The organism is Cellulomonas sp. KH9, from assembly GCF_900114185.1.
In the GTDB taxonomy this organism is placed as follows: domain Bacteria; phylum Actinomycetota; class Actinomycetes; order Actinomycetales; family Cellulomonadaceae; genus Cellulomonas.
Genome location: NZ_FOSE01000001.1, coordinates 622,554 through 649,242, shown reverse-complemented (window position 1 = coordinate 649,242; position 26,689 = coordinate 622,554). Strand labels below are relative to the sequence as shown.

At 74.8% G+C, this 26,689-nt stretch carries 15 protein-coding genes; 7 read left to right on the top strand and 8 right to left on the bottom strand.

Features of this window, described 5'->3' with window-relative positions:
* Positions 1-50 precede the first annotated feature (50 nt).
* The 5 genes from BMZ16_RS02885 to BMZ16_RS02865 all read right to left on the bottom strand — a co-directional run bounded on the left by BMZ16_RS02885 (position 51) and on the right by BMZ16_RS02865 (position 7,805).
* Positions 51-935, bottom strand: a complete 885-nt coding sequence (locus tag BMZ16_RS02885; protein WP_089798078.1) for a carbohydrate ABC transporter permease — start codon at positions 933-935, stop codon at positions 51-53.
* Positions 935-1,954, bottom strand: coding sequence for a carbohydrate ABC transporter permease (locus tag BMZ16_RS02880; protein WP_089798077.1), 1,020 nt, complete (start codon positions 1,952-1,954; stop codon positions 935-937). Before BMZ16_RS02880 ends, BMZ16_RS02885 begins: the two co-directional genes overlap by 1 nt.
* Before the next feature lie 8 nt (positions 1,955-1,962).
* Positions 1,963-3,249 (bottom strand): ABC transporter substrate-binding protein, encoded by a 1,287-nt coding sequence (locus BMZ16_RS02875; RefSeq protein ID WP_089798076.1) that lies wholly within the window; start codon positions 3,247-3,249, stop codon positions 1,963-1,965.
* 359 nt (positions 3,250-3,608) lie between these two features.
* Entirely contained in the window at positions 3,609-4,898 is a 1,290-nt protein-coding gene (locus BMZ16_RS02870; RefSeq protein WP_089798075.1) for an extracellular solute-binding protein, read from the bottom strand.
* Between the two features lie 327 nt (positions 4,899-5,225).
* The gene (locus tag BMZ16_RS02865) at positions 5,226-7,805 is read right to left on the bottom strand and encodes an ATP-dependent Clp protease ATP-binding subunit (protein ID WP_089798074.1); all 2,580 of its coding nucleotides are present in this window, start codon (positions 7,803-7,805) and stop codon (positions 5,226-5,228) included.
* Positions 7,806-8,064: 259 nt separating this feature from the next.
* Here BMZ16_RS02865 and BMZ16_RS02860 point away from each other — a divergent pair, with 259 nt between their 5' ends.
* Positions 8,065-8,550: a septum formation family protein gene (locus BMZ16_RS02860; protein WP_177199568.1), complete on the top strand. Its 486-nt coding sequence runs from the start codon at positions 8,065-8,067 to the stop codon at positions 8,548-8,550.
* 3 nt (positions 8,551-8,553) lie between these two features.
* A complete protein-coding gene (locus BMZ16_RS02855) occupies positions 8,554-8,943 on the top strand; it encodes a DUF4280 domain-containing protein (RefSeq protein ID WP_089798072.1) in 390 nt (129 codons plus the stop codon).
* A gap of 3 nt (positions 8,944-8,946) precedes the next feature.
* Here BMZ16_RS02855 and BMZ16_RS02850 read toward each other — a convergent pair whose 3' ends face one another.
* The 3 genes from BMZ16_RS02850 to BMZ16_RS02840 all read right to left on the bottom strand — a co-directional run bounded on the left by BMZ16_RS02850 (position 8,947) and on the right by BMZ16_RS02840 (position 14,587).
* Positions 8,947-9,477: a hypothetical protein gene (locus tag BMZ16_RS02850; protein ID WP_089798071.1), complete on the bottom strand. Its 531-nt coding sequence runs from the start codon at positions 9,475-9,477 to the stop codon at positions 8,947-8,949.
* Entirely contained in the window at positions 9,474-12,539 is a 3,066-nt protein-coding gene (locus BMZ16_RS02845) for an eCIS core domain-containing protein (RefSeq protein ID WP_089798070.1), read from the bottom strand. Before BMZ16_RS02845 ends, BMZ16_RS02850 begins: the two co-directional genes overlap by 4 nt.
* 137 nt (positions 12,540-12,676) lie before the next feature.
* Entirely contained in the window at positions 12,677-14,587 is a 1,911-nt protein-coding gene (locus tag BMZ16_RS02840) for an ATP-binding protein (RefSeq protein ID WP_143082735.1), read from the bottom strand.
* Between the two features lie 248 nt (positions 14,588-14,835).
* On the opposite strand from BMZ16_RS02840, the gene BMZ16_RS02835 reads away from it, so the two are divergent.
* From BMZ16_RS02835 to map, 5 genes are all read left to right on the top strand, one after another.
* Positions 14,836-15,408, top strand: coding sequence for a Pvc16 family protein (locus BMZ16_RS02835; protein WP_177199567.1), 573 nt, complete (start codon positions 14,836-14,838; stop codon positions 15,406-15,408).
* Positions 15,405-17,591, top strand: a complete 2,187-nt coding sequence (locus tag BMZ16_RS02830) for a carboxypeptidase-like regulatory domain-containing protein (protein ID WP_089798067.1) — start codon at positions 15,405-15,407, stop codon at positions 17,589-17,591. Before BMZ16_RS02835 ends, BMZ16_RS02830 begins: the two co-directional genes overlap by 4 nt.
* Positions 17,591-20,095, top strand: coding sequence for a carboxypeptidase-like regulatory domain-containing protein (locus tag BMZ16_RS02825; protein WP_089798066.1), 2,505 nt, complete (start codon positions 17,591-17,593; stop codon positions 20,093-20,095). Before BMZ16_RS02830 ends, BMZ16_RS02825 begins: the two co-directional genes overlap by 1 nt.
* 37 nt (positions 20,096-20,132) lie before the next feature.
* Positions 20,133-25,841, top strand: a complete 5,709-nt coding sequence (locus tag BMZ16_RS02820; RefSeq protein ID WP_089798065.1) for a carboxypeptidase regulatory-like domain-containing protein — start codon at positions 20,133-20,135, stop codon at positions 25,839-25,841.
* A gap of 74 nt (positions 25,842-25,915) precedes the next feature.
* Positions 25,916-26,686, top strand: coding sequence for a type I methionyl aminopeptidase (map, locus tag BMZ16_RS02815; RefSeq protein WP_089798064.1), 771 nt, complete (start codon positions 25,916-25,918; stop codon positions 26,684-26,686).
* Positions 26,687-26,689: the final 3 nt, after the last annotated feature.

The window sequence follows — 26,689 nt, the reverse complement described above, 5'->3', positions numbered from 1 at the left end:
GGCTGCGCGCCCGCCCGGGACGGACCCGGACGGGCGCGCAGAAGGGGTCGTCAGCCCTTGACGGCGCCGGTCAGACCGCCGACGATCCGCCGCTCGAACAGCGAGAAGAAGATCAGCGCCGGGATCATCGACAGCGACGTGAACGCGAGGACCCGGGCGGTGTCGACCGAGTACTGCGACGCGAAGGACTGCACACCCAGAGGCAGGGTGTACATCGTGTCGTCGTTGAGGATGAACAACGGCAGCATGTAGCTGTTCCAGGCCGCCACGAAGGCGAGGATGCCGACCGTGACGACGCCCGGGATCGACAGCGGGACGACCATCCGGAAGAAGAACCCGAGACGGCTGGCCCCGTCGATCGCGGCGGCCTCCTCCAGCTCCTTGGGGATGGCCCGCAGGAACGGCACCAGGATGATGATCGTCGTCGGCAGCGCGAACGCGATCTGCGGGAGGATGATGCCCGCCAGGCTGTTCATCAGACCGAGGTTCTTGATCATGATGTACAGCGGCGTGATCGCGACGGTCATCGGGAACATCAGACCCGCGGCGAACAGCGAGTACATCGCGCCGCTGGCCTTGAAGTCGTAGCGGGCGAGCACGAAGCTCGCCATGACCCCGAGGACCACGACACCGGCCGTCGTGGCGATCGCGCTGATCGCCGAGTTGCCGGCCTGCTGCCAGAAGAGCGAGCTGTTGAGGACCGCGGAGTAGTTGCCCCACTCCCAGGTCGTCGGGAACCCGGACGGGTCCGCGGTGATCTGCGAGTTGGTGCGCAGACCGCCGAGGATGATGTAGATGACCGGCCCGACGCAGATGCCGACGAGGAGCCACGCCACCACGTAGACGAGCGGGTTGACCTTGTCGAGCGACTTGCCGCGGCGCCGCACGGGGGCGGGCAGCTTCGCCGGGGTTGCCTGAACCGCGCTGGCGGCCATCACTTCTTCCCTCCAGTGAGCGCGCCCTCGGTGTCCCGCTTGAGCACGAAGCGCTGGTAGGTCAGCGCGATGACCAGCGAGATGAGGAAGAGGACCACGGCGACGGCGTTACCGAACCCGTAGTTCCCCGCGTTGCGCCCGTTGAGCACCATGTAGGTCGCCATCGTCGAGGTGCCGGCCGTGGCGGACACGTACTGGCCCCAGATGATGTAGACGAGGTCGAACAGCTGCAGCGAGCCGATGATCGACAGGAACGCCCAGATGCGGACGGTCGGGCCGAGCAGCGGCAGCGTGATGCTGCGCTGCGCCTGCCAGTAGGAGGCACCGTCGATCGCGGCCGCCTCGTGGAGCTCCTCGGGGATGGACTGCAGACCCGCGAGGAAGAGGATCACGGCGAAGCCGATGTACTTCCACGTGATGATGATCATCAGCGACCAGATCGCGACGTCGGGGTCGGACAGCCAGTCGACCGCCCAGCCCTCCAGCCCGATCTTGGCGAAGAGGTCGTTCACGGCACCCGTGGTCTGGAGCATGAGGCTCCAGCCGGTCCCGACGATGACCTCGGAGACGACGTAGGGCACGAAGATGAGGACCCGGATGAGGCCGCGGCCGCGCATCTTGCGGTTGAGCAGCAGCGCGAGCACCACCGCCGCCGGTCCCTGCATGACGAGGGACATCACGACGATGAAGCCGTTGTGCATCAACGCGTCGTGGAAGGTCGTGTCCTGCAGGATCGTGATGTAGTTCTCGAGGCCCACGAAGTCCGTCGGGACGCCGTAGCCCTTCCACTTGTAGAACCCGTAGTACGCCGCCATGACGACGGGGAAGATGACGAACGCGACGAAGACGACGATCGCGGGGCCTGCGAGGAGGGTGATCTCGGCACGCTTGCGCCAGTCACCCCTGCGGCGGGGCCGGCGCGCCGGGGACGGTGCCGTACCGGCACCGCCCCCGACGACCGAGCCATCCCCGGGCGTCGACGTCCTCAGCAGCGCGTTCCCGCCCTGGGAGTTGCTCATCGGACCAGTTACTCCTTGGCTGCCGCGGCGTTGACCGTCGCCACGATGCTCTCGGCGTCACCGTTGCCGGCGAGCATCTCGACGACCGCGCCGTTGAGCGCGTTGCCGACGTTCTGGCCGAGCAGCGTGTCGAGCCACACCGTCACGTAGGCGGCGTCGTTGTAGGACGCGAGGACGTCCTGCAGGGCCGGGTCGGTGACAGCGCCCTGCGCGTCCTTCGAGGCCGGCAGGGTGACGAACGCCTCGGCGTAGCCCTCCTGGTGCTCCTGCCCCATGTAGAAGTTGAGGAAGTCGGCGCACGCGTCGGGAGCGTCCACGTGGCAGGCGTACCCGTCGACGCCACCCATCATGGCCGTCGCGTCACCCTTGCCACCCTCGACGGCCGGGAAGGGGAACCAGCCGAGGTCGGCCAGCGGCTCGCCGTCAGGCGTCAGACCGGCGATGACACCCGGGTTCCACGCACCCATGAGCTCCATCGCGGCCTGGTGGTTGGCCAGCAGACCGGCCGAGGAGCCGGCACCCTGCTGCGCCGTCGTCGTCAGGAACCCGTTGTTGAAGGGCTCGATGCCGGCGAAGTCCGCGTACTCCTGACCCGCCTCCAGCCAGCACGGGTCGTCGAAGTTCATCTCGGCGGCCGACTCGTTGATCGTGTCCTGCGAGCAGGCGCGCAGCGCGAAGAAGTAGTACCAGTGCGCGGCGGGCCAGGCGTCCTTGCCGCCCAGGGCGATGGGCTGGATGCCCGCGGCCTTGAGCTTGGCGACGGCGTCCTCGAGCTCGGCCATGGTGGTCGGCGTCTCGGTGATGCCGGCCTGCGCGAACAGGTCCTTGCTGTACCAGATGCCACCGGGGAGCACGGCGGTCGGCATGCCGTAGACCTTGCCGTCCACCGCGAACGCGTCGAGCGCGCCGCCGACGGACTCGCGCACGGAGTCGTCGATCTTGTCGGTCAGGTCCATGACCTGGCCGGAGTCGACGATGTCGGCGAGCTTGCCGCCACCACGCGCCATGAAGATGTCCGGCGCGTCGCCCGAGTTCAGGGCGGTCTGGAGCTTGCCGTCCATGTCCTCGTTCTGGATGGACTGGATCTTGATGGTCACACCCGGGTTGGCCTCCTCGAAGGCCGCCGCGGTGGCCTCCCAGTACGCCTTGCCGTCACCGGTCGTGGAGTTGTGCCAGAACGTGAGCTCGGTGTCACCGCCACTGCTGGCGCTGTCGTCGGAACCGCCGCAGGCGGTCAGCGCCAGAGCGCCCATGAGCACGGCAGCCGTGGCCGCCAGTGTCTTCCTTACCTTCATGGTCTGTCCCTCTTCGTTGAGCCACACAGTGCTTGGACGAACCCGGGGGGCCGCCTCGAGGGCGGGTCGAGCGTTGCAGACCGCTCACGTCGTGACGACGTGCGACGCGACCGTGCGGCGCCTCCACCCTCACCCCGCCGCGCGGGGCTGTGATCGACTCTGACAGCGGCCTCGCTGGATCGTCAAACTCGTTCGATAACGATATCGAAACAGCCGGGGCATATGCCCAGGACACCCCCGGTGACAGCCCCGTCATAGTGGGCGGTGGGCCGGTCGGCCACGGACCGAGGTCCTACCCGCCGCACGCCCGCCACAGGGGTGCCGTGCACGCCGCACGGGGCGGCCGGTGCCCGGCACCGCTACTCCTTGGCGGCCGCGTCGTTGACGGCGGAGACGATGCTCGCGGCGTCCCCGTCGCCCGCGAGCATCTCGACGACGGCCCCGTTCAGGGCGTTGCCGACGTTCTGCCCGAAGAGCGTGTCGAGCCACACCGACACGTAGGCGGCGTCGTCGTAGGCGGCCAGGACCTCCTGCAGCGCGGGGTCGGTCACCACGCCCTGCGCCTCCTTGCTGGCGGGCAGCGACACGAACGCCTCCGCGAAGCCCTCCTGGTTCTCCTTGCGCAGCAGGAAGTTGAGGAACTGCGCGCACTGCGCCGGGGCGTCGACGTGGCAGCTGAGCCCGTCGATCCCGCCCATCATCGCGGTCGGGTCGCCGGCACCGCCCTCGACCTGCGGGAACGGGAACCAGCCGAGGTCGGCCAGCGGCTCGCCGTCGGGCGTCAGGCCGCCGATGACGCCGGGGTTCCACGCGCCCATGAGCTCCATCGCCGCCTGGTGGTTGGCGATCAGGCCGGCGGACGACCCCGCGCCCTGCTGCGCGGAGGTGGTGAGGAAGCCCTCGTTGAACGGCTGCAGCGCCGCGAAGTCGGCGAACTCCTCCCCCGCCTGCGTCCAGCACGGGTCGTCGAAGCTGCGCTCCTTCGCCGCCTGCTCGATCGCCTCCTGCGAGCAGGACCGCAGGGCGTAGAAGTAGTACCAGTGCGCTGCGGGCCACGCGTCCTTGGCACCCAGGGCGATCGGCTCGATGCCTGCGGCCTCCAGCGCGGCGACGGCCGCCTCGAGCTCGGCCATGGTCGTCGGCGTCGACGCGATGCCGGCCTGGGCGAACAGGTCCTTGCTGTAGAAGATGCCGCCGGGCAGGACCGCCGTCGGCATGCCGTAGACCTTGCCGTCGATCGTGAAGGCGTCGATGGTCCCGCCCAGGGCGTCGCGGGTGGCGTCGTCGACGAGGTCCGTCAGGTCCATCACCTGGCCGGCCTCCGCGATGTCCGCGAGCTTGCCGCCGCCGCGGGCCATGAAGATGTCCGGCGCGTCCCCGGAGTTCAGGGCGGTCTGCAGCTTGCCGTCCATCTCCTCGTTCTGCACCACCTGCAGGGTGATCTCGACGCCGGGGTTCTCGGCCTCGAACGCGTCCGCCATCTCCTGCTGGTACGCCTTGCCGGCGTCGGTGGTGGAGTTGTGCCAGAACGTCATCGTGACGGCACCGTCCCCCTGCGCACCCTCGTCGGTCGAGCTCCCGCACGCCCCCAGCGCCAGCGCGCCCATGACCAGTGCGGCCGATGCCGCCACCGTCCTCGTGACCCTCATCAGATCTGCCCTCTTCGTCGAGTCGGCCGATCCCGGGCGGCGCCCGGGGCCCCCTGCCGACGCCAGGTCCACCGGTTCGTGCACGCGCCCGGTGCGTCGTGCCCCTCGTCGAGCACCGACCGGACGCGCCCTGCCGTCGACGGCTGCCCGACTCTTGCAGGAGGGGAGATATATCGTCAAACACCCGAGGCGGACATCGTGCGCGAAACCACCGCGCGGGCACGCCGTCCGCCCCCGGCCCGGGCACGCGGAAGGCCCCGGGCACGCGGAAGGCCCCGGTCCCTCGCGGGACCGGGGCCTTCGTGCTCACGCGCGAGCGCGGGCGGATCAGGCGGGGGCGAGCCCCGTGCCGCCGTCACCGCGGGCCGGGGCCGTGGGCGCCGCCGGGACGTCCGTGCCGGACCCCGGCGTGCCGACGGTCGCACCGACCGGCAGCGGCTCCTTGTCCTGCGTGCCGCGCGGCACGCCCCGGAACAGGAACTCCCCGAGCAGACCCTCGCCCTGGGCGTCGACGATGACCTTCTGACCGGCCTTCAGCTCGCCGAACAGGATCTTCTCGGACAGCGCGTCCTCGATGTCCCGCTGGATCGCACGACGCAGCGGACGGGCACCGAGCACCGGGTCGTAGCCCTTCTCCGACAGCAGCTTCTTGGCCGCCGGCGTGATCTCGATGGCCATGTCCTTGTCGCGCAGGCGCTTGTCGAGCTTGGCGATCATCAGGTCGACGATCGCGAAGATCTCGGACTGCGAGAGCTGGGGGAAGACCACCACGTCGTCGACGCGGTTGAGGAACTCGGGACGGAAGTGCGTCTTGAGCTCGTCGTTGACCTTGGCCTTCATGCGCTCGTAGTCCGTCGCCAGCTCGCCACCGGCCTGGAAGCCGGTCATGACGCCCTTGGCGATGTCCCGCGTGCCGAGGTTCGTGGTCATGATGATCACGGTGTTCTTGAAGTCGATGACGCGGCCCTGCGAGTCGGTCAGGCGACCGTCCTCGAGGATCTGCAGCAGCGAGTTGAAGATGTCCGCGTGCGCCTTCTCGACCTCGTCGAACAGCACGACCGAGAACGGCTTGCGGCGCACCTTCTCGGTGAGCTGACCGCCCTCGTCGTACCCGACGTACCCGGGAGGCGACCCGAACAGCCGCGACACCGTGTGCTTCTCGGAGAACTCCGACATGTCGAGCTGGATCAGCGCGTCCTCGTCCCCGAAGAGGAACTCCGCGAGCGCCTTGGCCAGCTCCGTCTTCCCGACACCCGTGGGGCCGGCGAAGATGAACGACCCACCGGGACGCTTCGGGTCCTTGAGGCCCGCACGCGTGCGGCGGATGGCCTGCGAGAGCGCCTTGATCGCCGCGTCCTGCCCGACGACCCGCTTGTGCAGGTTCTCCTCCATGTGCAGGAGTCGGCTGGACTCCTCCTCGGTGAGCTTGAACACCGGGATGCCCGTGGCGTTCGCCAGCACCTCGGCGATGAGCTCCTCGTCGACCTCGGCGACGGCGTCCAGGTCGCCGTTCTTCCAGGCCTTCTCCTTCTCGGCGCGCTTGAGCCCGAGCTGCTTCTCCTCGTCGCGCAGGCGCGCGGCCTTCTCGAAGTCCTGCTCGTCGATCGCGGACTCCTTGTCGCGGCGCGTCTCGGCGATCTGCTCGTCGAGCTCGCGCAGCTCCGGCGGGGCCGTCATGCGACGGATGCGCAGGCGGGCGCCGGCCTCGTCGACCAGGTCGATCGCCTTGTCCGGCAGGTACCGGTCGTTGACGTACCGGTCGGCCAGCGTCGCGGCGGCGACGAGGGCGGAGTCCGTGATGGAGACGCGGTGGTGCGCCTCGTAGCGGTCGCGCAGGCCCTTGAGGATCTCGATCGCGTGCTGCAGGTTCGGCTCGGAGACCTGGATCGGCTGGAAGCGACGCTCCAGGGCCGGGTCCTTCTCGACGTACTTGCGGTACTCGTCGAGCGTGGTGGCACCGATGGTCTGCAGCTCACCGCGCGCCAGCATGGGCTTGAGGATCGACGCCGCGTCGATCGCGCCCTCGGCGGCACCCGCACCGACGAGCGTGTGGATCTCGTCGATGAACAGGATGATGTCGCCGCGCGTGCGGATCTCCTTGAGGACCTTCTTCAGGCGCTCCTCGAAGTCACCGCGGTAGCGCGAGCCGGCGACCAGCGCGCCGAGGTCGAGCGTGTAGAGCTGCTTGTCCTTCAGCGTCTCCGGCACGTCGCCGCGCACGATGTCCTGCGCCAGGCCCTCGACGACCGCCGTCTTGCCGACGCCGGGCTCGCCGATCAGCACCGGGTTGTTCTTGGTGCGGCGGGACAGCACCTGCATGACCCGCTCGATCTCCTTCTCGCGCCCGATGACCGGGTCGAGCTTGCCGTCGCGGGCCGCCTGCGTGAGGTTGCGGCCGAACTGGTCGAGCACCGCCGACCCCGAGGGCTGACCCTCGGCGGGGCCGCCCGACGCGACCGGCTCCTTGCCCTGGTAGCCCGAGACGAGCTGGATGACCTGCTGGCGGACCCGGTTGAGGTCGGCGCCCAGCTTGTTGAGGACCTGGGCGGCGACGCCCTCGCCCTCCCGGATCAGGCCGAGCAGGATGTGCTCGGTGCCGATGTAGTTGTGGCCGAGCTGCAGCGCCTCGCGCAGCGACAGCTCGAGGACCTTCTTGGCGCGCGGCGTGAACGGGATGTGCCCGCTCGGCGCCTGCTGGCCCTCGCCGATGATCTCCTGCACCTGGGCGCGGACGGCCTCCAGGGAGATGCCGAGGGACTCCAGGGCCTTGGCCGCGACACCCTCACCCTCGTGGATCAGGCCCAGGAGGATGTGCTCGGTGCCGATGTAGTTGTGGTTGAGCATCCGCGCCTCTTCCTGGGCGAGGACGACCACGCGACGGGCTCGGTCCGTGAATCTCTCGAACATGTGCACTCCTCACGAGCGGCGTGCCCCGGCTGCGCCACCCGGCAGGGGTCCGGGCGGAGCCGACGAAGCGGCGTGTTTCGATGCTAACGGCGGGGTACCTCCACCACGTCCCGTGTTCGCCGCAGGCGGAGACCGGTCTGCCACCCCGCTCCCCGCCGTCGTGCGCACCGGACTTGCGCAGCGACTACGGATGGCACCGCCCCGCCCGCGACCTACGCTGCACGGGCCGGTGCGCACCGGCAGCACGGTGGGAGGGACAGTGGGACGCAGGACGGCGACGCGACGGCCACGGGCGGCAGCCCTGGTCGGGGCGGCACTGCTGACGAACGCCGCCGTCGCGGGCTGCGCGTGGTTCGGGGACGACGGGACGAGCGCCACGCAGGTGCTCGACCTCGCCGTCGGCGACTGCGTCGTCACCCCCGACGACGTGCAGGCCGAGCTGACCGACGTCACCACCGTCGCGTGCGACGCCCCGCACCACATGGAGGTCTACGCGCTGGTGCCCGACGCGCTCGACGGCCCCGAGGCCCACCCGGGCGTCGACGCCCTGGCCGCGTTCGCCGACGGCGCGTGCGCCGAGCGGTTCGCGGAGTACGTGGGCGTGGACTACCGCGACTCCGACCTCTTCCTCACCTACCTGCTGCCGTCGGCGCGCGGGTGGTCCGAGGGCGACACCACCGTGACCTGCCTCGTCACGACGACCGGTGAGCAGCTCACCGCGTCGGTCGCGGGCTCGGGGCGCTGAGCCGTGCCCCTGCCCGTCACCACGTCGGCCACGGTCACCTGCTCCTTCGGGACGGCGCCCGCGACGCTCGTCGCGCTGCCGACGCCGCGCGTGCTGGTCGAGGGCCGCCCGGTCGCGACCGTCTCGGACGCGGCGCCCCTGGTCAACGTCCCCCCGTTCGCGATGTGCCTGTCCCTGGCCAACCCGCAGGTCGCGGCGGCGACGGCGGCGGCCCTGGGGGTGCTGACCCCGATGCCGTGCGTGCCGGCCACGACCGGGACGTGGACGCCCGCCGCCCCGCGCACCGTGGTCGGCGGGAAGCCGGTCCTCGCGCAGGGCGCGATGTGCGTGTGCGCGTACGGCGGCGTGGTGCAGGTCGTGGTGCCGGGCCCGGTCCGCACGACCGTCGCCTGACGGTCAGTCCGCGTCGAGCGCCTCGACCTGCAGGACCAGCGCGTCGAGGTCCGCGGTGCGGACGTCGTACGCGGCCTCGGCGGGGCCGCGGGTGCCCGCGACGACGTCCTCGACCGCGTCCAGGACGCGCTCGACCGTCGCCTCGACGTCCTCGACGACCGCCAGCAGCAGCGCCCCGAGCACGTCGGGGTGCAGGACGGGCCGGCCGTCGGGGACCGGCGCGAGCGGCCCGAGGGCCAGCGAGCCGCGCACGGCGACCGTGCCGGCCGGGGACCCGGCCTCGACGCACGTCGTGAACAGGTCCGCCGTCAGCGCGCCCGCGAGCAGGGCCACGTCGGCCGCGCGGTCCGCCGGGACGTCCACGGGGACCCGGCCGTAGCAGGTGACCGTGGCGGCCTCCTCACGGACGAGCACCAGCACCGGCTCCCCGCCGGGCAGCTGCGAGGCGAGGTCGAGCGTGCCCGCGGCGTCGTCCGCGCGCAGCGGACGCGCCGGGGCGAGCGCCGCGGCGACCGCGGTCAGCAGCGGCCTCACGGCGTGGTCCCCGCGGCCTCGGTGAGCTTGCGCTGCAGCAGCTCGAGCAGCAGGTCGACCATCTCCGGGGAGTTGCGCTGCGGGCGGGCCGCCAGCTCGGCCTCCAGGTCCTGGACGCTGATGGTGTCGACGAACTGCGCGTACTGCTGCGGCGTCGCGTCGGCGGCCAGGGTGTGCGCGCCGACGACGAGCCCGACGGCGGGGGCGCCGGTCCCCTGCGCGGTCAGCACCGCGGTCATCCGCTCCTTGCGGGCCAGGTGCTCCTCGCCCTTGAGGGTCTGGCGGACGCGCCAGAACAGGCCGCGGTCGTCGCGCACCCTGCCGCCGTTCGCCTCGGCACCCGCCTGCGCGGTGTTGCGCTCACCCGCGAGCGCCCCCGAGCGCCGCCAGCGGTCCACCAGGCCGCCGGCGGTGCCGCCGGCGACGCCGACCGCGTCCTCGAAGGCCGCGCGCGTGCGCTCGAAGACCGTCTGCGGGTCCGCGTCGACGCCCATGGACTCCAGCACGGCCTCGCGGATCAGCGCGAGCGCGCCGTCGTCCGTCGTCAGCTGCTCCTGCTCCGCGGCCCGCAGGTCCGTCGGCGCCGAGCGCTGCCGGCGCGGGTCGTGGGCGGCCACCGCGCGCGGCTTGATCCGGTCGAGCAGTGCGCGGCCCACCGGGCGGCCGTGCACGCGGTAGTTGGCGAGGAACGCCTCGGCCGTCGGGTCCTTCGCCGCCGCCCGCAGGATGATCCCGTCGACCGCGGCCTTGGGGTGGCGGCGCAGCTCGTGCTCGGCACCGCCCTCGAGGTGCTGCACGGCGGACTCGCGCTCGGCGGTCTGCGCCTGCACGACGAACACCTCGTCGGCGATGAAGTGGCCGAGGGAGTGCACGTTGTCGACGACCGACTTGACGCCCTTGATCGCCGCGGGGATGCCGAACCCGCCGCCGGAGGCGACCTGCCCGATCGACAGGCCGAGGTCCACGACCGACGAGCCGAGCGCCCACGTGGTGCTCTCGAGGTTCTTGGTGTGGCTGCGCGACACGTTCATCAGGGGCCACACCATGACGTTCGCGTTCTTGCCCGCGCGGTTGAGGCGGGCCGCGAACATCGCGGTGTCCGTCTCGTGCTGGCGCATGCCCGCGACCGCGACGTCGGTCACGGCCTTGACCATCGCCAGCGCGGACGCCGCGATGTCGAGACCGGGCACGACCTTCGCGACGCCGCCGGCGACGCCCGAGTCGATGAGCTTGGCGAGGTTCGCCGTCGACTTCGCGGCGGACACCAGCCCGTCGACGGCCGACGCGCCGGACTTCGTCGCCGCCATCGCGGCGTACGGGTCCTTCTCCTTCCAGGCGTCACGCACCGAGCGGGCCGTCGCGAAGGCCTCGCGCACCGCGGTGAGGAGGCCGCCGAGCATCCCGGTGACCGTGGAGATCCCCTCCTTGGCCTGCCCCCCGGCGGTCTTCAGCGGGTCGTCGGCGAGGTTCTCGTAGTCGTCGTCGGACCGCACGCCGTTGGCCGTGCGCCATCTCGCGCGCGAGATGGCGTCGACCGCGCCGCCGTCGAGCTGCTCCGGGACCGACAGGTCCGAGCCGCCCGGGGAGCCCGTGAGCTCCGGCGTGTAGCGGTCGGCGATCGCCCCGCCGGCGGACTCGATGCCCGACAGGGCGGTGCTGCCGAGGGACTCGGCCGTCCCCGCCGCGGCATCGCCCCTGTCGAGCCGGTCCAGCGCCGCGAGGTTCGCCGCCACGCCCTGCGCCTGCCGCTCGCGGCGGGCCTCGAGGATCGGGGCGCGCTGCTCGGCGAGCGTCCACGCCTCACGGTCGACGACGGAGTTGCGGACGGGCAGCCTCCCCGCGATCTTCGGCGTGAGCGACGCGCGGACCTGCTTCGCCGCCCTGTCGCGCGCGAGCTCGGGGTGCAGCGTCGGGTCGGCCGTCGTGAGGGTCCGCGCGGCCGTGACCATCCGGTCGTACACGTCCTCGAGCTCCGTCGGCATGACCCGCGACCCGGCGAGCTCCTCCTCCTCGGCCTCCACGGCCTCGGTGTGCCGCTCCTCGACGTGCCGGGCGGAGCGCACCTGCAGCATGAGCCGCTCGGCGGCGGTCTCCCGCGGCGGGCGCACCGACTCCAGCGACCGGAACTTCCCGTGCCACGTCGCGTCGTAGGCCTCCTGCGCCGCGTCCGGCGCCGGGGTGCCGTCGGCGACCAGCCGGTTGTAGAGGCGGACCTCGTACGCGAGGGCCTTGTCGAACCGGGCCCACAGCACGTCCATGCGCTCGCCCGCCGTGACCGACGTGATGCCGTCGTCGTCGTGGACCATGCTCGACAGGTTCGCGCGGCCCTGCTCACCCTTCGCGCGGTCCTGCGCGAGAGCCGCGAGCTCGGCCTTCTCCGCGACCTTGCCCTCCTTGACCTTCTGCCGGTCGAGCTCCTTCTGGGTCGGCGCGGCCGGCGCCCCCGTGCCGAAGAGCTTCTTGAAGGGGTTGGAGAACCGCCGCACCGCGCGCGAGCCGGTCTCCTGCACGACGTGCGCGATCTCGTGCGCCAGCACCTTCTCGCCCACGGGGTCGTGCGGCGCGAACCGGCCGTGGCCGAAGAAGATGTCGTCGCCGGTGGTGAACGCCTCGGCGGACATCGCGCGCGACAGCCGCCCCGCCTCGGGTCCGGTGTGGACGCGCACGTGGCCCAGGTCCGTGCCGAACGCGGACTCCATGCGCCGGCGCACCGGGCCCGGCAGCCCCCTGCCGCCCGACCGGGCCGCCTCGACCTGCGACGTCACGTCGGCGTCCAGCGCCCCGCCGGCGGCCCCGACGACGCCCGACGCCCCGTCGAACGACCGGCGCAGGTGCCCGCACCCGGGGGTGTGCCGGTGCGGGTCCTCCCCGTCGAGCCGGGACAGCGCGCGGTCGGCCAGCGCGTCGGCGGCGTGCTCCGCGTGGTCGTCGGCGGCGCCGACGGTCAGCGTGGCGGCGGCGGGACGCAGCGTCCCCGGTGCGGTCGGCGCGGCGGCCTGCGGCGCGGCCGGGGCCGGTGCGGCCGACGTCGGCACGGGGACGCGCGCGTGGTGGGTGCTCATCGGTGCCTCCGGTGACGGTGCGCGGACGGGTGCGGGACGGGCGGGCGGCAGCGCCGGGACGCGCCCACGGCCCAGCCTCCCCGCGGGCGGCGGTCCGGCACATCGGTAAGCACTACGCATGTTGCCGACCGCGCGGCTCACCACCGCGGGTCGGTCAGCCGCCGTCCCAGCTTCGCGATCTCCCGCTCCGTCGCGGCACGCACGTGCCGCATCCCCAGCGGGGTGCCCGCGGTGACCGCGTCGTACGTCGCGGCGAGGACGACGTTGCGGATGTCGCCACCGCAGACCTCCACGGTCTCGGCCAGCAGGTCCAGGTCCACGGGGTCGGCGGCGTCCGTGGCGGGCAGCTGCGCCAGGTGGTGCTCCCACAGCGCGCGGCGGGTGGGCACGTCCGGGTCGGGGAAGTGGACCATGAAGTGCAGGCGACGGGCGAAGGCCGGGTCGAGGTTGCCGCGCAGGTTGGTCGCCAGGATCGTCAGGCCCTCGGCGGCCTCCATGCGCTGCAGCAGGTACGCCACCTCCTGGTTCGCGTAGCGGTCCTTGGCGTCGGTCACCGCGGAGCGGGAGCCGAACAGCGCGTCGGCCTCGTCGAAGAACAGCACCGCGTTCAGCGACTCGGCCTGGCGGAAGACGCGCTCGAGGTTCTTCTCCGTCTCCCCGATGTACTTGTCGACGACCGACGACAGGTCCACCTGGAACAGGTCCATGCCGAGGGTGTCGGCCACGACGTGCGCGGCGAGCGTCTTGCCGGTGCCCGGGCTGCCGGAGAACAGCGCGCTGATCCCCGTGCCCTTGCCGCCCTTGCCGTGCAGGTCACCCAGCGCCAGGACGTCGTCGCGGTGCCGTGCCCACGCGACGAGCCGCTCGACCTCGTGGCGCGTGTGCTCCGGCAGCACCAGGTCGTCGAGCGTCGCGGCCGTGCCCTGGGTGCGGACCCGCGAGCCGGCGGCCCCGCCGAGCCGCCGCGCCGTGCGGCGCACGTCGTCGACGTCGACGTCGCGGGAGTCCCGCGCCGCGTCGGCCCGTGCCCGGCGGCCCACCCGGACGATCTCCTCCGGGGTCATGCGCAGCGACACGACGTCCGCGGTCGCCACGTCCGGGCCCGTCATCGCGGCCCACCGCTCGGCCCGCTGGGCGAGCGTCAGCCGCCCGGCGGTGACCGTGGGCGGCAGCGGGCCCGCCCAGCGGGGGTCCCACACGGTGCCGCCGACCGCGACGACCGGCACGGCACCGTCCGTGACGAGGCGCACGAGGTCGGGGCCGGCGAGGTGCGCACCGGCCAGCACCAGGACGCAGCGGCCCAGCACGGCCTCGAGCTGCGCGGCACGCACGGCGTCGTGCAGGGCCGCCCGTGCCGGCCCGTCCGACCCGGCGACGGCGGGCACGCGCTCCAGGTCGACCACGACGCACGCGACGTCGAGCTCGCGGCACGCCGCGACCGCCAGCCCGGTGCCCGCCGCGCCCACCGGCGCGTGCACCCACACCAGGGGCTCGTCCGCGGCCAGCGCCGCCGCGACCTCGGCGTACCCGGTGACGTCCGCGGGCACCGCCTCGGCGAGCAGGGCACGCACCTCGGCGGCCGCGTCCCGACGCCCCAGCAGGTGGGCCACGACCCGCGGCACGAGCCCCACCCGCGTCGTGGCGAACGTGCCGCCGGCCACGAGCCGCAGCAGCCCGGCGCGCCGCAGCGCCGCCCCCGGCGCGAACCGGCCGTGCGCGGCGGGGTCCAGCACGGACGCGCCGGCCAGCTCGACCGCGAGCGCCACGGTCGGCAGCCCCGCGGCGCCGTCCCCGGCGAGCAGCCCGCACAGCAGGTGCGCGACCGGGTGCGTCTCGGCCAGCAGCGCGACGGCGACGACCTGCCGGTCCGCCGGCGTCAGCGCGCACGCGTCGACCAGGTCGTCCAGGGCCGGGTCGAGGGCGTCGAGGCCCGGGGCGTCCGCCGTCAGCGCGTCGAGCGCCGCCCGGGCCGCGGTCGCGTCGGACCACCCGGGGCCGCGTCGTGCGACCGCCGCCTCGAACGCCCGCAACGCTCCCGACGTGCCCACCGTGCTCCCCCACCTCCACCGGGTCGCGCCCGGACGGCGTGCGGTCGGTCCGCTCGCCCGTCGGCACCCTGGCACCCCGCGCGACGGCCCGTCGAGCCGTCCCGGGCAGGTTCCGTAGCGATTACCGATGCCCGCCGCACGGGCGCGTCCGTAGCGTGGGGCCACCCGACGGCAGGTCCCGCAGCACTCTCCTGCGCGCCGGCGCCGGACGGGCGTGTCCGTGGTCCGCTGCCCCGCCGGGAGGTGCCGTGCTCATCCCTGCCGTGCAGGACGGGCTGGAGCGACTCCTGCGCACCGCGCTGCCGCTGAGCGAGCAGCAGGGCGACGTCGTGTTCGACGCCCCGACGTCCACGTGGTCCGCCACCGTCAACCGCCTGACCGTGAACCTCTTCCTCTACGACGTCGCCCGCTCGGGCCGCCCCGCCCGCGTGGACGCACCCGTGCGCAACCCCGACGGCACCGTCGCACGCCGCCGGTTCCCGCTGCCGATGGTCGAGCTGAGCTTCCTCGTCAGCGCGTGGGCAGGCTCGACGCGCGACGAGCACCAGCTGCTGGGCGACGTGCTGACGCGCCTGCTCGCCCACCCGACCGTCCCGGCCGACCTCGCACCCGCCGCGCTGTCCTCGCCCGTGGAGCTGTCGATCGCGTCCGACGAGCGCAACCGCCCGCGCGACCTGTGGACGTCCCTCGGCGGGCAGGTCCGCGCGTCGTTCACGCTGGTCGCGACGGTCGCCGCGGACGCCTACCCCTGGCAGGACGCACCGACCGCCGTCGCCGGCGTCGAGGCGGCGCTCTCGCCCCACGTCGACGGGCGCCGATGAGAGCGGTCAGCGCACCCAGCGCCCTGGAGGTCGCACCCGGTGGCACCGGGACGGTCCCCCTGGAGGTGCAGAACACCTCCGGGGTGATCGACGAGCTGACCGTCCAGGTGCTCGGCGTGCCCGCCGGGGCGGTCGAGGTCAGCCCCAGCCGGGTGGTGCTGTTCCCCGACGCGACCGCGCACGTGCAGCTCACGTTCCGGCTGCCCGGGACGTACCCGGCCGGGACGCACGCGCTGTCGGTGGTGCTGACCGGCCGTACCGGCGGGGCGGCCCCCGCACCGCTGCCGATCGAGCTGACGGTGCCCGCACGGCCGGGCACGCGGCTCGGGGCGGTGCCCACGCTCGTGCGCGCCCGCCGGCGCGCCGCGTACACCGTGCAGGCGACCAACACGGGCAACGTCCCGCTGGACCTGGCGCTGCGGGCCGTCGACACCGACCGCGCGCTCACCGCGACGCTCACCCCCTCGACCCTGCACGTGCCGGTGGCCGCGACGGCCGCCACCACGGTCGTCGTGCACGCGCCGCGTCGCCTGCTGGGTGCGGACCAGGACCGCGCGGTGCGCGTCGAGGCGGTGGGCCTCGGGGACGCGGCCGTCCGCGGCGACGTCCTGCTGACGCTGCGGCACCGCCCGCTGGTGGGCCGGGGCGCCGTCACCGCGCTCGTCCTGGTCGCGATCGTCGCGGGCTGGGCGGCGGCGATGTGGTTCGGCATGCGCACGGCGCTCGGCGCCGAGCCGGTCGGCAAGGTCGTGGCGGGGTCCTTCTACGCGGCGACCGTGGGCGCGGGCGCCACCCCGGACGGTGCGCTGCCGAAGGACGGCGCCGTGCCCGCGGCCGTCGGCGCGACGCTCACCGGCACGGTCACGTCGGCGGTCGACGGCGAGGGGGTGGGACGGCTCACGGTCGACGCCCTGCGGCGCACCCGGGACGGCCTGAGCGTGGTCTCGTCGGCCGCGACGCAGTCGGACGGCACGTACACGATGTCCGGGCTCTTCCCCGGGCCGTACCTGGTGCGCGTGCAGTCCCCCGGGTACACGACCCTCTGGTACCCGGCGGCGGCGACCGACGGGGCCGCCCGCGAGGTCCGCGCCCCCGCGCAGCAGACCACCGAGGGCGTCGACCTGCGCGTCACGGGCGACGCGGCGTCGCTGACGGGCACGGTCGAGGTGGGGCAGACGACGCGTGAGGTCGTCGTCGACGTCACCGCGACCGCCGCGTGGGACGGCGCCGACCCGGCGCTCACGTGGACGACCGCCACGCAGGGCGGCACCTACCTGTTCGAGGGGCTGCCCGCCCCCGGCACGTACACGCTGACGTTCACGGCCGAGGGGTACGCCCCGACCACCACCACCGAGCGGGTGCTCGGCGGGCAGCAGCGCATCGCGACGGCCGTGACCCTCGGCGCCGGCACCGGCCAGGTCGCGGGGGTCGTCACCGACGGCGTCCGCCCCCTCGGCGGCGTGACGGTGACCACCACGGTCGACGGCGAGGAGGTGCAGGTCGGCACGCCGACGGTCGGTGAGGTCGGCCGGTTCGTGCTGCCCGCGCTGCCGACGCCGGCGACGTACGTGCTGACGTTCGCGCGCACCGGGTACGGCACGCAGACCCTCGTCGTCGACCTCGCCGCCGGCGAGCAGCGCGACGACGTGCGGGTCGCGCTGCCCGCGGGCGCCGGCACCGTCACGGGCCGGGTCGTCGACCCCGCCGGCACCGGGCTCGGCGGGGTGCAGGTCACCGCGGGCGGCGCGGGCGGCACCACCACGACGCTCACCGCGGGCGACGTCGGCGCGTTCACCCTGGCCGGTGTCGGGGCGGGCGAGCTGACGCTGACGTTCGCACGGGACGGGTACACGTCGACCACGGTCGCGGTGGACGCCGCGACCCGGTCCGCCGGGACCGTCACCCTGCGACCCGCGGTCGGCACGGTCAGCGGGCGGGTGCTGCGCGGGGGTGCCGGCACCGCGGGGCTGACCGTGCAGGCCACGGACGGCGCCGAGGTGCGCACCACGACGTCCGCGCAGAGCGGGACGCTCGGTGCGGGCACGTACGCCCTCGACGGCCTGCACGCGGGCCGGTGGACCGTCTCCGTGCTGGACGCCGACGGCCGCGTGCTGGTGACCACGCTGGTCACCGTGGCGGGTGGCGCCTCGGTGCGCACCGACCTGACGGTGGCGGGCGCCTGATGCACGTCGACGTCACCCCCCGCCACCTGCCCGCCGGCGCCGGCGTCACCGGCGAGGTCGTCGTCACGCTGACGAACACGCGCGACGTCATCACCGGGTTCGCCGTGCGCGTCCTCGGCGTCGACCCCGCGTGGGTGCACGTCGCGGACCCGGAGCCCCGGCTGTTCCCCGGTGCGACCGTGGGCGTGCGGATCGCCCTCACGCTCCCGCCCGACGCCCCCGCGGGCCGCGGGACCGCGACCGTCGAGGTCGTCGACCGGGCGGACCCGGCGGCCGTGAGCCTGCACGAGGTCGTGCTGGAGGTGCCCGCGGTGCGCCGCACGCGCGTCGTGCTGGACCCGCCGACCGTCACCGCGGGCCGGCAGGCCGTGTTCACGGCCGTCGTGCACAACGACGGCAACACCGAGCACGTGGGCGGGCTCGCGGCGGTCGACCCCGAGGCGCGGGCCGTCTTCGCGTTCGACCCGCCCGAGGTCGTCGTCCCCCCGCGCGCGTCGACGTCCGTGACGCTGACCGCGCGCGCCCGCCGCCCGTGGGTCGGGGACCCCCTGCTGCGGCCCTTCGAGCTGCGGACCACCGGCCCGCACGCCCCCGCCCCCGACGCGCCCCCGGCCGCGACCGGCGTGTTCGTGCAGCGCCCGCGGTTCACGCGCGGTGCGCTGGCCCTGGTGGGCCTGCTCGCCGCCGTCACGGTCTTCGCGACCGTCATCGCGCTGGCGCTGGGCACGGTCGTGCAGCGCTCGGCCGCGGACCGGGACCTGGCGCTGCAGGTCGCGCAGGCGCGGGACGCCGCGGCGACGAGCGGGACCGCGCGCGTCGCGGGCACCGTGGTGGAGCTGACGACGGGTGCGACGCTCGGCGGCGTCAGCGTGGAGGTCGTCGACCCGGACGACACGAGCGCGGCCGTCGCCACGGTCGCCACCGCCCCCGACGGGACGTTCACGGTCGGGCGGCTCGCCGGCGGGTCCTACCTGCTGCGGGTGCGCGGCGCCGGGTTCGCCGAGGTCTGGTACCCCGCGGCGTCGTCGCCGGACGACGCCACCGCCGTGGACGTCGAGGACGGCGCCGCGGCCGAGGGTCTCGTGGTCGTCGTCGGCGGCGTGCCCGCGACCCTGACGGGCGTCGTCACGGGCGACGACGTGGGCGGCGCGACCGTCCAGGTGCAGATGCCCCTGGACACCGCGCCGCTGCTGGGCACGGACGTCGCGGGCGAGGGCGGCGCACCGGTCGCGGGCGACGGCGTCGTCGTGCGGACGGTGCCCGTGGGCGAGGACGGCACGTTCGACGTCGCCGACGTCCCGTCGCCGGCGGTGTACGACCTCGTCGTCACGAAGCCGGGGTTCGCGACGCACGTGCAGCGCGTCGACGTGGCGGCCGGGGAGTCCCGCAGCGGCCTGGAGCTGTCGCTGCTGCTCGGGGACGGCACGATCAGCGGCACGGTCAGCGGCGGCGGCGGCCCGCTGGGCGGCGCGACCGTGGTCGCGTCGTCCGCGGCGGTGCGCGTCGAGACGGTGTCGCTCACGCAGGACGCCGTCGGCTCGTTCGTGCTGCGCGGCCTGCCGACCCCCGGCACCTACACGGTCGTCGTCAGCGCCGACGGTCGCGCCCCCTCGACGCTGACCCTGACGCTCGGCGAGGGCCAGCAACTCACGGGCGTCGCCGTGGTGCTCGGGGACGCCGAGGGCGCCCTCGGCGGCACCGTGGGCGTGCCGGTCGGCGACCCCGGCGGGGTGGAGGTCACCGTGACCGACGGCGCGAGCACGTGGCGCACCGCCGCACGGTCGGGGTCGGGCACGTGGCGGATGACCGGGGTCCCCGTGCCCGGCACGTACACCGTGACGTTCGCGCGCGCCGACCTGCAGTCGCAGGTGCTCTCGGTGAGCGTCGACGGGTTCGGGCGCGTCACGTCGGGCGCCGCGTCCGCGCAGGGGCTCGACGTCACGATGCGCTCCGCGACGGGCACGCTGTCCGGCACCGTGCAGCAGCAGGACGCCGCCGGCGCCCCCGCACCGGCCGGCAACGTGACGGTCCAGGTGGCGTCCGGGACCGTCACCCGCACGGTCACGACCGCGTCGACACCCGCCGGGACCGTGGGCCGGTACGCGGTCGACGCCCTGCCGCCCGGGACGTACACCGTGACGTTCACGCGCGCCGGCACCCGCAGCGTCTCGCAGATCGTCGTGGTGCAGGCCGGGCAGGACGCGACGCTCAGCCCGGTGCTCGTGCGACCCGCGGGCGTGCGGGGCTCGGTCACGCGCGCCGGTGCCGCGGCCGCCGGTGCGACCGTGCGCCTGTTCCGCGCCGCGGACTACGGCCTGGCGGGCGCGCAGCCCGTCGCGTCGACGACCACCGACGCCGCCGGGGCGTACGCCCTGGACGACGTCGACGCACCGCAGAACTACCTCGTGGAGGTCCGCGTGGTCGCGGGCGGCTCCGTGCTCGGCGTCTCGGCGCCGTTCACGCTGGGCGCCAGCGAGCAGCGGACCGTGGACGTGACCTCGTGAACGCGCGTGCCGCGGCACGCAGGATCGGAGCACCGCAGTGAGCGACGCCTCCCGGCGCAGCACCGCCACCGCGCCGACGGTGACGGTCGGCAGCGCCGCCCACGGGTCCCCGGGCCGCGACGTGGACGTCACCGTCCGCGTCCGCAACGTCGCCGCCGGACCGCTGGACGTGCAGGTCCACGCGATCGGCCTCGAGCCGGCGTGGGCCGCGCAGGCCGTGACGGTGCCCGCCCTGGCCCCGGGCGCGACCGCGGGCACGACGCTGCGCGTGACGCCGCCGGCGGGCGCCGCCCCCGGCGACTACCCGTTCCTCGTGGTGGTCGAGAGCGCCGCGGGACGCACCGTCACCGACGCCGTGCTCACGCTCGCCGTGGCCGACGGGCTGGTCGCCGGTGTGGAGCCCACGGACGCGCGGGGGCGCGGCCGCCGCCGCGTCGAGGTCGTGCTCGCCAACACCACGGCGACCCCGGCGGCCGTGCGGCTGTCGGCCACCGGCCACGGCGTCGACGTCGACGTGCCGCACACGGCCGTGGAGGTCCCCGCCGCGGGGACCGTGCGCGTGCCGGCCGTGCTGCGGACCGTGCCCCGCTGGGTCGGGCACGCGCAGCGCCACACGTTCACCGTCACCGTCACCGGGCGCGGCGCGCCGCAGCAGGTGCCGGGCACGTTCACGTCGCGCGCGTGGCTGGGGCCGGGTGTGCTCAAGGTCGCCGCGGTCGTCGCCGTGCTCGCGCTGTGGGTCGGTGGGGCGCTGGTCGGGATCCCGCGCGTCGTGACGGCGCTCGGCGACCGGGACGGCGACACGCTCGTGGCGGACCCCGGGTCCCCGGCGGCGGACGGGCCGGGCGACGGGTCCGGCGACGGGTCGGGCACGGCCACGGGCGGGGACGGCGGGGACGCGGCCGCGGCTCCGGACGCCGCCCCGGGCACCGCCACGCTGCGCGTCGCCGGGCAGGTCACCGGGCCCGACCCCGGCGACGCGAGCGTGCAGGTGGTGCCGACGTCGGAGCTGTGGGGCTCGACCGGTGCCGCGACGACGACGGGCACCGACGTCCCGACCTCCGCCGCCGCCGTGGGACGGGCGGCCCTCGGGGCTGCCCTCACCACCGCGCTGGCCCCGGCCGCGGGACCGGTCGCCGCCGCCGTGGGCCGGGTGCTGGCCGGCACCGCCGACGCGGCACCCGGCAAGCTGCTGGGCACCGCGCTGACCGTCGAGGGCACCACCGGCACCGCGCAGCGGCTGCGCACCACGACGGACGCGGCGGGCACGTGGGCGTTCGCCGGCCTGTCCCCCACGACGCGCTACCTCGTGACGGTCGCCAAGCCCGGCTACCGCACCCAGCGGTACGTGCTGACGGGTGCCGAGCTGTCCGCGGCGCCGCTGCGCACCGAGCTGCGCGCCGGCGACGGCGTGCTGCGCGGCCTCGTCACGGGCCCCGACGGGCCCGTCGGCGGCGTCGAGCTCACGCTCACCGACGGCACGACGACGGTGACCACGCGCACCGTCACCGAGGGACGCGTGGGCACCTGGTCCGTCGAGGGCCTGAGCACGCCGAGCACGTACCTCGTCACGGCGTCGTCCGACCGCTGGGGCAGCACGTCGCGGCTCGTGGCACTGGGCGCTGCGGGTGAGCGCGACGTCGACCTGGCGGTGGAGCCGGGGGTCGCGGCGGTCACCGGCGTCGCGGTCGGCACCGCGGCGCTGGGCGGCGTCGGCGGCATCGGCGGCCTGACGGTCACCGCGACCGACGGCACCGTCACGCGGACCGCCACGACCCTCACGGGCGACGACGCCGGCCGGTTCGTCCTGGCGGACCTGCCGGTGCCCGGCACGTACACCGTGACGGTCGGCGGGCCGGGGTACGCGACGGTCACGCGCGAGCTGGACGTCACCGCGGCGGGCGTCGCGGGGTGGGAGGTCGCCATGACGGCCGTCGGCGGCTCCGTCTCGGGCACGGTCCGCGCCGACGACGGCGCCGGCGTCACCGCGGCCGGGCTCACCCTGAGCGACGGCACCACCACGTACAAGTCGATGTCGTCGTCGGACGGCCGGGGGTCCTACCGGTTCGTCGGCGTCGCCGCCGGCACGTACGTGCTGTCCGCCGAGGCGTTCGGGTACGTCACCGGGCACGCCCAGGTGGAGGTCGCCGCCGGTGCGGCGGCGTCCTCGGACCTCGTGCTGACGTCCGTGCCCGGTGACGGGCTCGTCGCGACCGCGGGCGTCACGGGCCGCGTCACCGACGCCTCCACCGGCGGGCGCGTGCAGTGCCTGGCCACCACCGAGCCGTGCCTGGTCACGGTCACCACGACCGCCGCCGCCCTGGACGGCACGACGCGCACCGTCACCACCACCGCGGCCCCGGACGACGCCTACGTCCTGCCCGCAGACGGCGACGGCGGCCTGCTGCCCGGCCGGTACACGCTCACCGTGTCGGTGCCCGGGTACGAGACGGGCACCGTCGCCGTCACCGTGCCGATGGGCGTGGTCGTGGAGGCCGCGACGGTCGCGCTGACGCCGTCGCCGTCCCTCGTCGGCTCGGTGCTGCCGCGCGTCGGCGCCCTGCCCACCGACGTGTGCGTCGTCGCACGCCCCGCCGGGTCCGCCACCACGTGCGCCCCCGCGACCGCGACCTGCACGGGCACCGACGCCCGCTGCGCGCGGCTCACGCAGGGCATGTACGAGCTGCGGCGCCTGCCCGCCGGGACGTGGGAGGTCGTCGTCGTGGGCCTGCCGGCGGACGACTGGGTGACGCCCGATCCCGTCGAGGTCGTCCTGCTGCCCGGGGAGACGCGACGGTACGACGCGACCATCGAGCGCCTCGGCATCATCCGGGTCACGACGCTGCGCGCCGACGCGACCGGCGCGATCGACGTGGCCCGCGACGCCTCCGTGCGGGCCGAGCAGGTGGGCGGCCCGACGGTGCGGACGGCCGTCAGCGACACGCACGGCATCGCCGAGCTGCGCGGGCTCACCCCCGGCACCTACCGGATCGTCACGTCGGCGCCCGACGACCCGGGCGTCGAGGTCGTCGTCGAGCGCGACATCTCCCTGAACCAGCAGCTCGACGCGACCGTCGTGCTCGCGTCACCCGTCGGGGACCAGGTCGTGCAGGTCGTCGTCCAGTCCGCGGACGACGCCTACCAGGCGCTGCCCGGTGCCCGCGTCACCGTCACGGGCGTCGTGGGGTACTCCGGGACCACGCAGGTGCGCCGCAGCCAGACCTTCACCGCCGACGCGTCGGGCGAGGTGCTCGTCTGCACGGCCGCGACCGCCGCCTGCGCCGGCCTGCCGGTGCTGGCGCTGGTGTCCGGGCAGGTCGACATCGCGGTCCAGGCCGACGGGTTCGACGCCCAGCGCCTCGGCGCGGTCGAGCTGGGCGCGGTGGACCGGGTGGTCCTGACCCCGTCGTACCAGCTGCTCGACGCGTCGGCCCTGCTGGTCCCCGCCGTCGCCGCCGTGCCGGACCTGGCGCTCGAGGTGGTGTCCGCGCCGCCCGGCACGGGCACCGTGCGCCTCACGCCGGCGGCCACCGGCACGGCCACGACCCACGGGGAGGCGCCCGACGCGCGGCCCGCGACGCGCGTGGCCCTGACGTTCGTCGACACCGCGATCGGCGTCGAGAACCGCATCCGCCCCGGCACGTACCGCTTCGCGCTGCGCGCCCCGGGGTGGAGCACGCCCACCGCGACCACCGAGGTCGTCGTCGACGTGCCCTACCGCACGGCGGACACGGCGGACACGACGCACTCGCAGACCGTGCTGCTGCGCGACGGCGGCGTGCGGGTCACCCTGGCGCCCGACGGGGCCGCGCCGCTGGCCGCCGCCCGCGTCACCCTGTCCGCCGGCGGGGCCGTGGTCGCGCAGCGGGACGTCACGGGCACGCCCGTGGTCGACCTGGGCGCCCTGCCCGTGGGCGCGTACGACCTGCAGGTCGTCGCCGCCGGGTTCCGCACGCCCGCACCCGTGGGCGTCGAGGTCGGTGCGGGGTCGGTCGCGACGCCGTCCGTGCCGCTCGCGGGCCTGGGCCGCATCCACGGCACGGTGTCCACCCGCCTGGGTGCCGGCTGGACGGTCGCGCTGCCGGGGGCCGAGGTGCGCGCCGTGGGCCCCGCCGACGGCACCGGGTCCGGCGACGTCACGTTCGGCGCGCGGTCCGACGGGTCGGGCGCGTTCACGCTGGTGGGCGACCTGGACCGCGAGGGCCTGTGGGACGGCGACTGGGACGTCACCGCCTCGGCGGACGCCCACACCGCTGCCACGGTCCGGGCCGTCGTCGCACCGGGCACGACGACCTCGCACCTGGAGCTCGACCCGCTCGGCTCGACCCTCACCGTGCGCGTCACCGACGCCGCGGGCGCCGCCGTGACGTCGGGGCTGAGCGTGCGCCTGGCGTACTCCGACCACGCCGTGACGATCGCACCGCCCACGGTGGACGGCGACGAGTTCGTGTTCAGCGGTCTGCTGCCGCTCACGTACACCCTGTGGGTCGTGCCCTCGACCAGCGAGTACACGACCGTCAGCACGCGCGTGACCGTCGGCCCCGGCCAGCCGGGGCGCGTCGAGGTGCCGCTGGCGACCCCCACGGGTGCGGTGCAGGGCCAGGTGACGCAGGAGGCCGCCGACGGCTCGACCGACGCGCTGCCGGGCGTCACGGTGACGGCGACGCCGCAGGGCAGCACCGACGGGGTCTCGGTCACCACGGACACCGACGGGCGCTACCTGCTCAGCGGGCTGGGCGGCGGCACGTACGCGCTGACGTTCACCGCGTCCGGGACCACCCTCACGCGCGGTGTGCAGGTCGTGCCCGGGCAGGGCACCGTGCTGGACGTGACGTTCCCGCTGACCCGGCACGCGGTGACGGTGCAGCTCACGTCGAGCATCGGGGCGGACCTGACCGGTGGTCTCGTGACGCTGACGTCGGCCACCGGGACCGTGCTCGGGCCGCAGCCGGTCGCGCGGTCCGGCACGCGGCACGTGACGACGTTCCCGCAGGTGCCGCCCGGCACGTGGACGGTGCGCGCCGCCGGCCCCGCCGGGCACCTGGCGACGGTGCAGCAGACGGTCCAGGTGTCCGGTCCGACCACCGTGCCGCTGCAGCTGCGCGAGGTCGAGCTGCGGCTGCGCGCCACGGGCGGGGCGCCCGCGGTGGACGTCACGGTCGCACCGACCGGCGGCACGCCGGTGGACGTGCGGCTGCTCGACGGTGCGAGCGACTCCGTGCTGTACCTGCCCGGGTCCACCGCCGGACCGGCCGCTGCGCTCACCGCGACGACGAGCCCCGGGTGGCGGGTCGCGCTGTCGCAGGCGACGGTGCCCGCCGGTGCGACGCAGCTGCTGGTCACCGCGACGACGACGCCCGTGCCCGCGGTGACCTCGGTCTCCGCACGGTCGGCCGGACCGGTCGAGGTCGGCACCGACCTGACCGTGACGGTCACCGTGACCACCGCCTCCGGCACACCGGCCGGGCAGGTGCAGGTCGGCGTCGGGTCCCCGAGCGTGTGGGGTGCCGCCGTCCCGCTCGCCGGCGGGACCGCCACCGTCCGGGTGCCGACGACCGGCTGGTCGCCGGGGAGCAGCACGCTGGCGGTCCGCTACCTGCCCTCGTCGACGACGACGTGGGCGCCGTCGAGCACGACCGTCGGCGTGCAGGTGCAGCCCGTGACGGTCGTGCCGGGGCCGGGCGGCGGCGGCTCGGGTGGTGACCAGGGCGGCGGTCAGGACGGCGCCGCCCCGGTCGACGGGTGAGCCGCACGGTGGGAGAGGATGGGGCGCACGCGTGGCACCACGCGTCGCACCGCACGGCCGAGAAGGACTGACACGTGATCGAGATCCTCAGCCCCTCCGAGGTGTCCCGTGCCCGGGACACGGGAGCCCTGGTCGCCGAGATCCTGCAGACGCTGCGCCGCCGCGCCACGGTCGGCACCAACCTGCTGGAGATCGACCGGTGGGCGCAGCAGATGATCGTCGACGCCGGCGCGCAGTCCTGCTACGTCGACTACGCGCCGTCGTTCGGTCGCGGCCCGTTCGGCCACTACATCTGCACGGCCGTGAACGACGCGGTCCTGCACGGCCTGCCGCACGACTACGCGCTGCGCGACGGGGACCTGCTGACGCTCGACCTGGCGGTGTCGCTGCGGGGGATCGCCGCGGACTCCGCGATCAGCTTCGTCGTGGGCACGCCGCGCGACCCCGCCGACGTCGCGCTCGTCGAGACGACCGAGCGCGCGCTGGCCGCCGCCGTCGCCGCCGCACGGCCCGGTGCCCGCGTCGGTGACGTCTCGCACGCCATCGGCACCGTGCTCACCGACGCCGGGTACCCGGTCAACACCGAGTTCGGCGGTCACGGCATCGGCACGACCATGCACCAGGACCCGCACGTGCCCAACGCCGGCCGCCCGGGCCGCGGCTACCCGCTGCGTCCCGGCCTGCTGCTCGCCCTCGAGCCGTGGGTCATGGCGGACACGGACCGGCTCGTCACGGACCCCGACGGCTGGACGCTGCGCAGCGCGACGGGCTGCCGCACCGCGCACAGCGAGCACACCGTGGCGATCACGGAGGACGGCGCGGAGATCCTCACGCTCCCGCGCTGAGGC

Bases quoted from the DNA above. Each gene is read 5' to 3' on its own strand.
- BMZ16_RS02885 (WP_089798078.1), bottom strand. From the start codon at position 935: ATGGCCGCCAGCGCGGTTCAGGCAACCCCGGCGAAGCTGCCCGCCCCC.
- BMZ16_RS02880 (WP_089798077.1), bottom strand. From the start codon at position 1,954: ATGAGCAACTCCCAGGGCGGGAACGCGCTGCTGAGGACGTCGACGCCC.
- BMZ16_RS02875 (WP_089798076.1), bottom strand. From the start codon at position 3,249: ATGAAGGTAAGGAAGACACTGGCGGCCACGGCTGCCGTGCTCATGGGC.
- BMZ16_RS02870 (WP_089798075.1), bottom strand. From the start codon at position 4,898: ATGAGGGTCACGAGGACGGTGGCGGCATCGGCCGCACTGGTCATGGGC.
- BMZ16_RS02865 (WP_089798074.1), bottom strand. From the start codon at position 7,805: ATGTTCGAGAGATTCACGGACCGAGCCCGTCGCGTGGTCGTCCTCGCC.
- BMZ16_RS02845 (WP_089798070.1), bottom strand. From the start codon at position 12,539: ATGAGCACCCACCACGCGCGCGTCCCCGTGCCGACGTCGGCCGCACCG.
- BMZ16_RS02830 (WP_089798067.1), top strand. From the start codon at position 15,405: ATGAGAGCGGTCAGCGCACCCAGCGCCCTGGAGGTCGCACCCGGTGGC.
- BMZ16_RS02825 (WP_089798066.1), top strand. From the start codon at position 17,591: ATGCACGTCGACGTCACCCCCCGCCACCTGCCCGCCGGCGCCGGCGTC.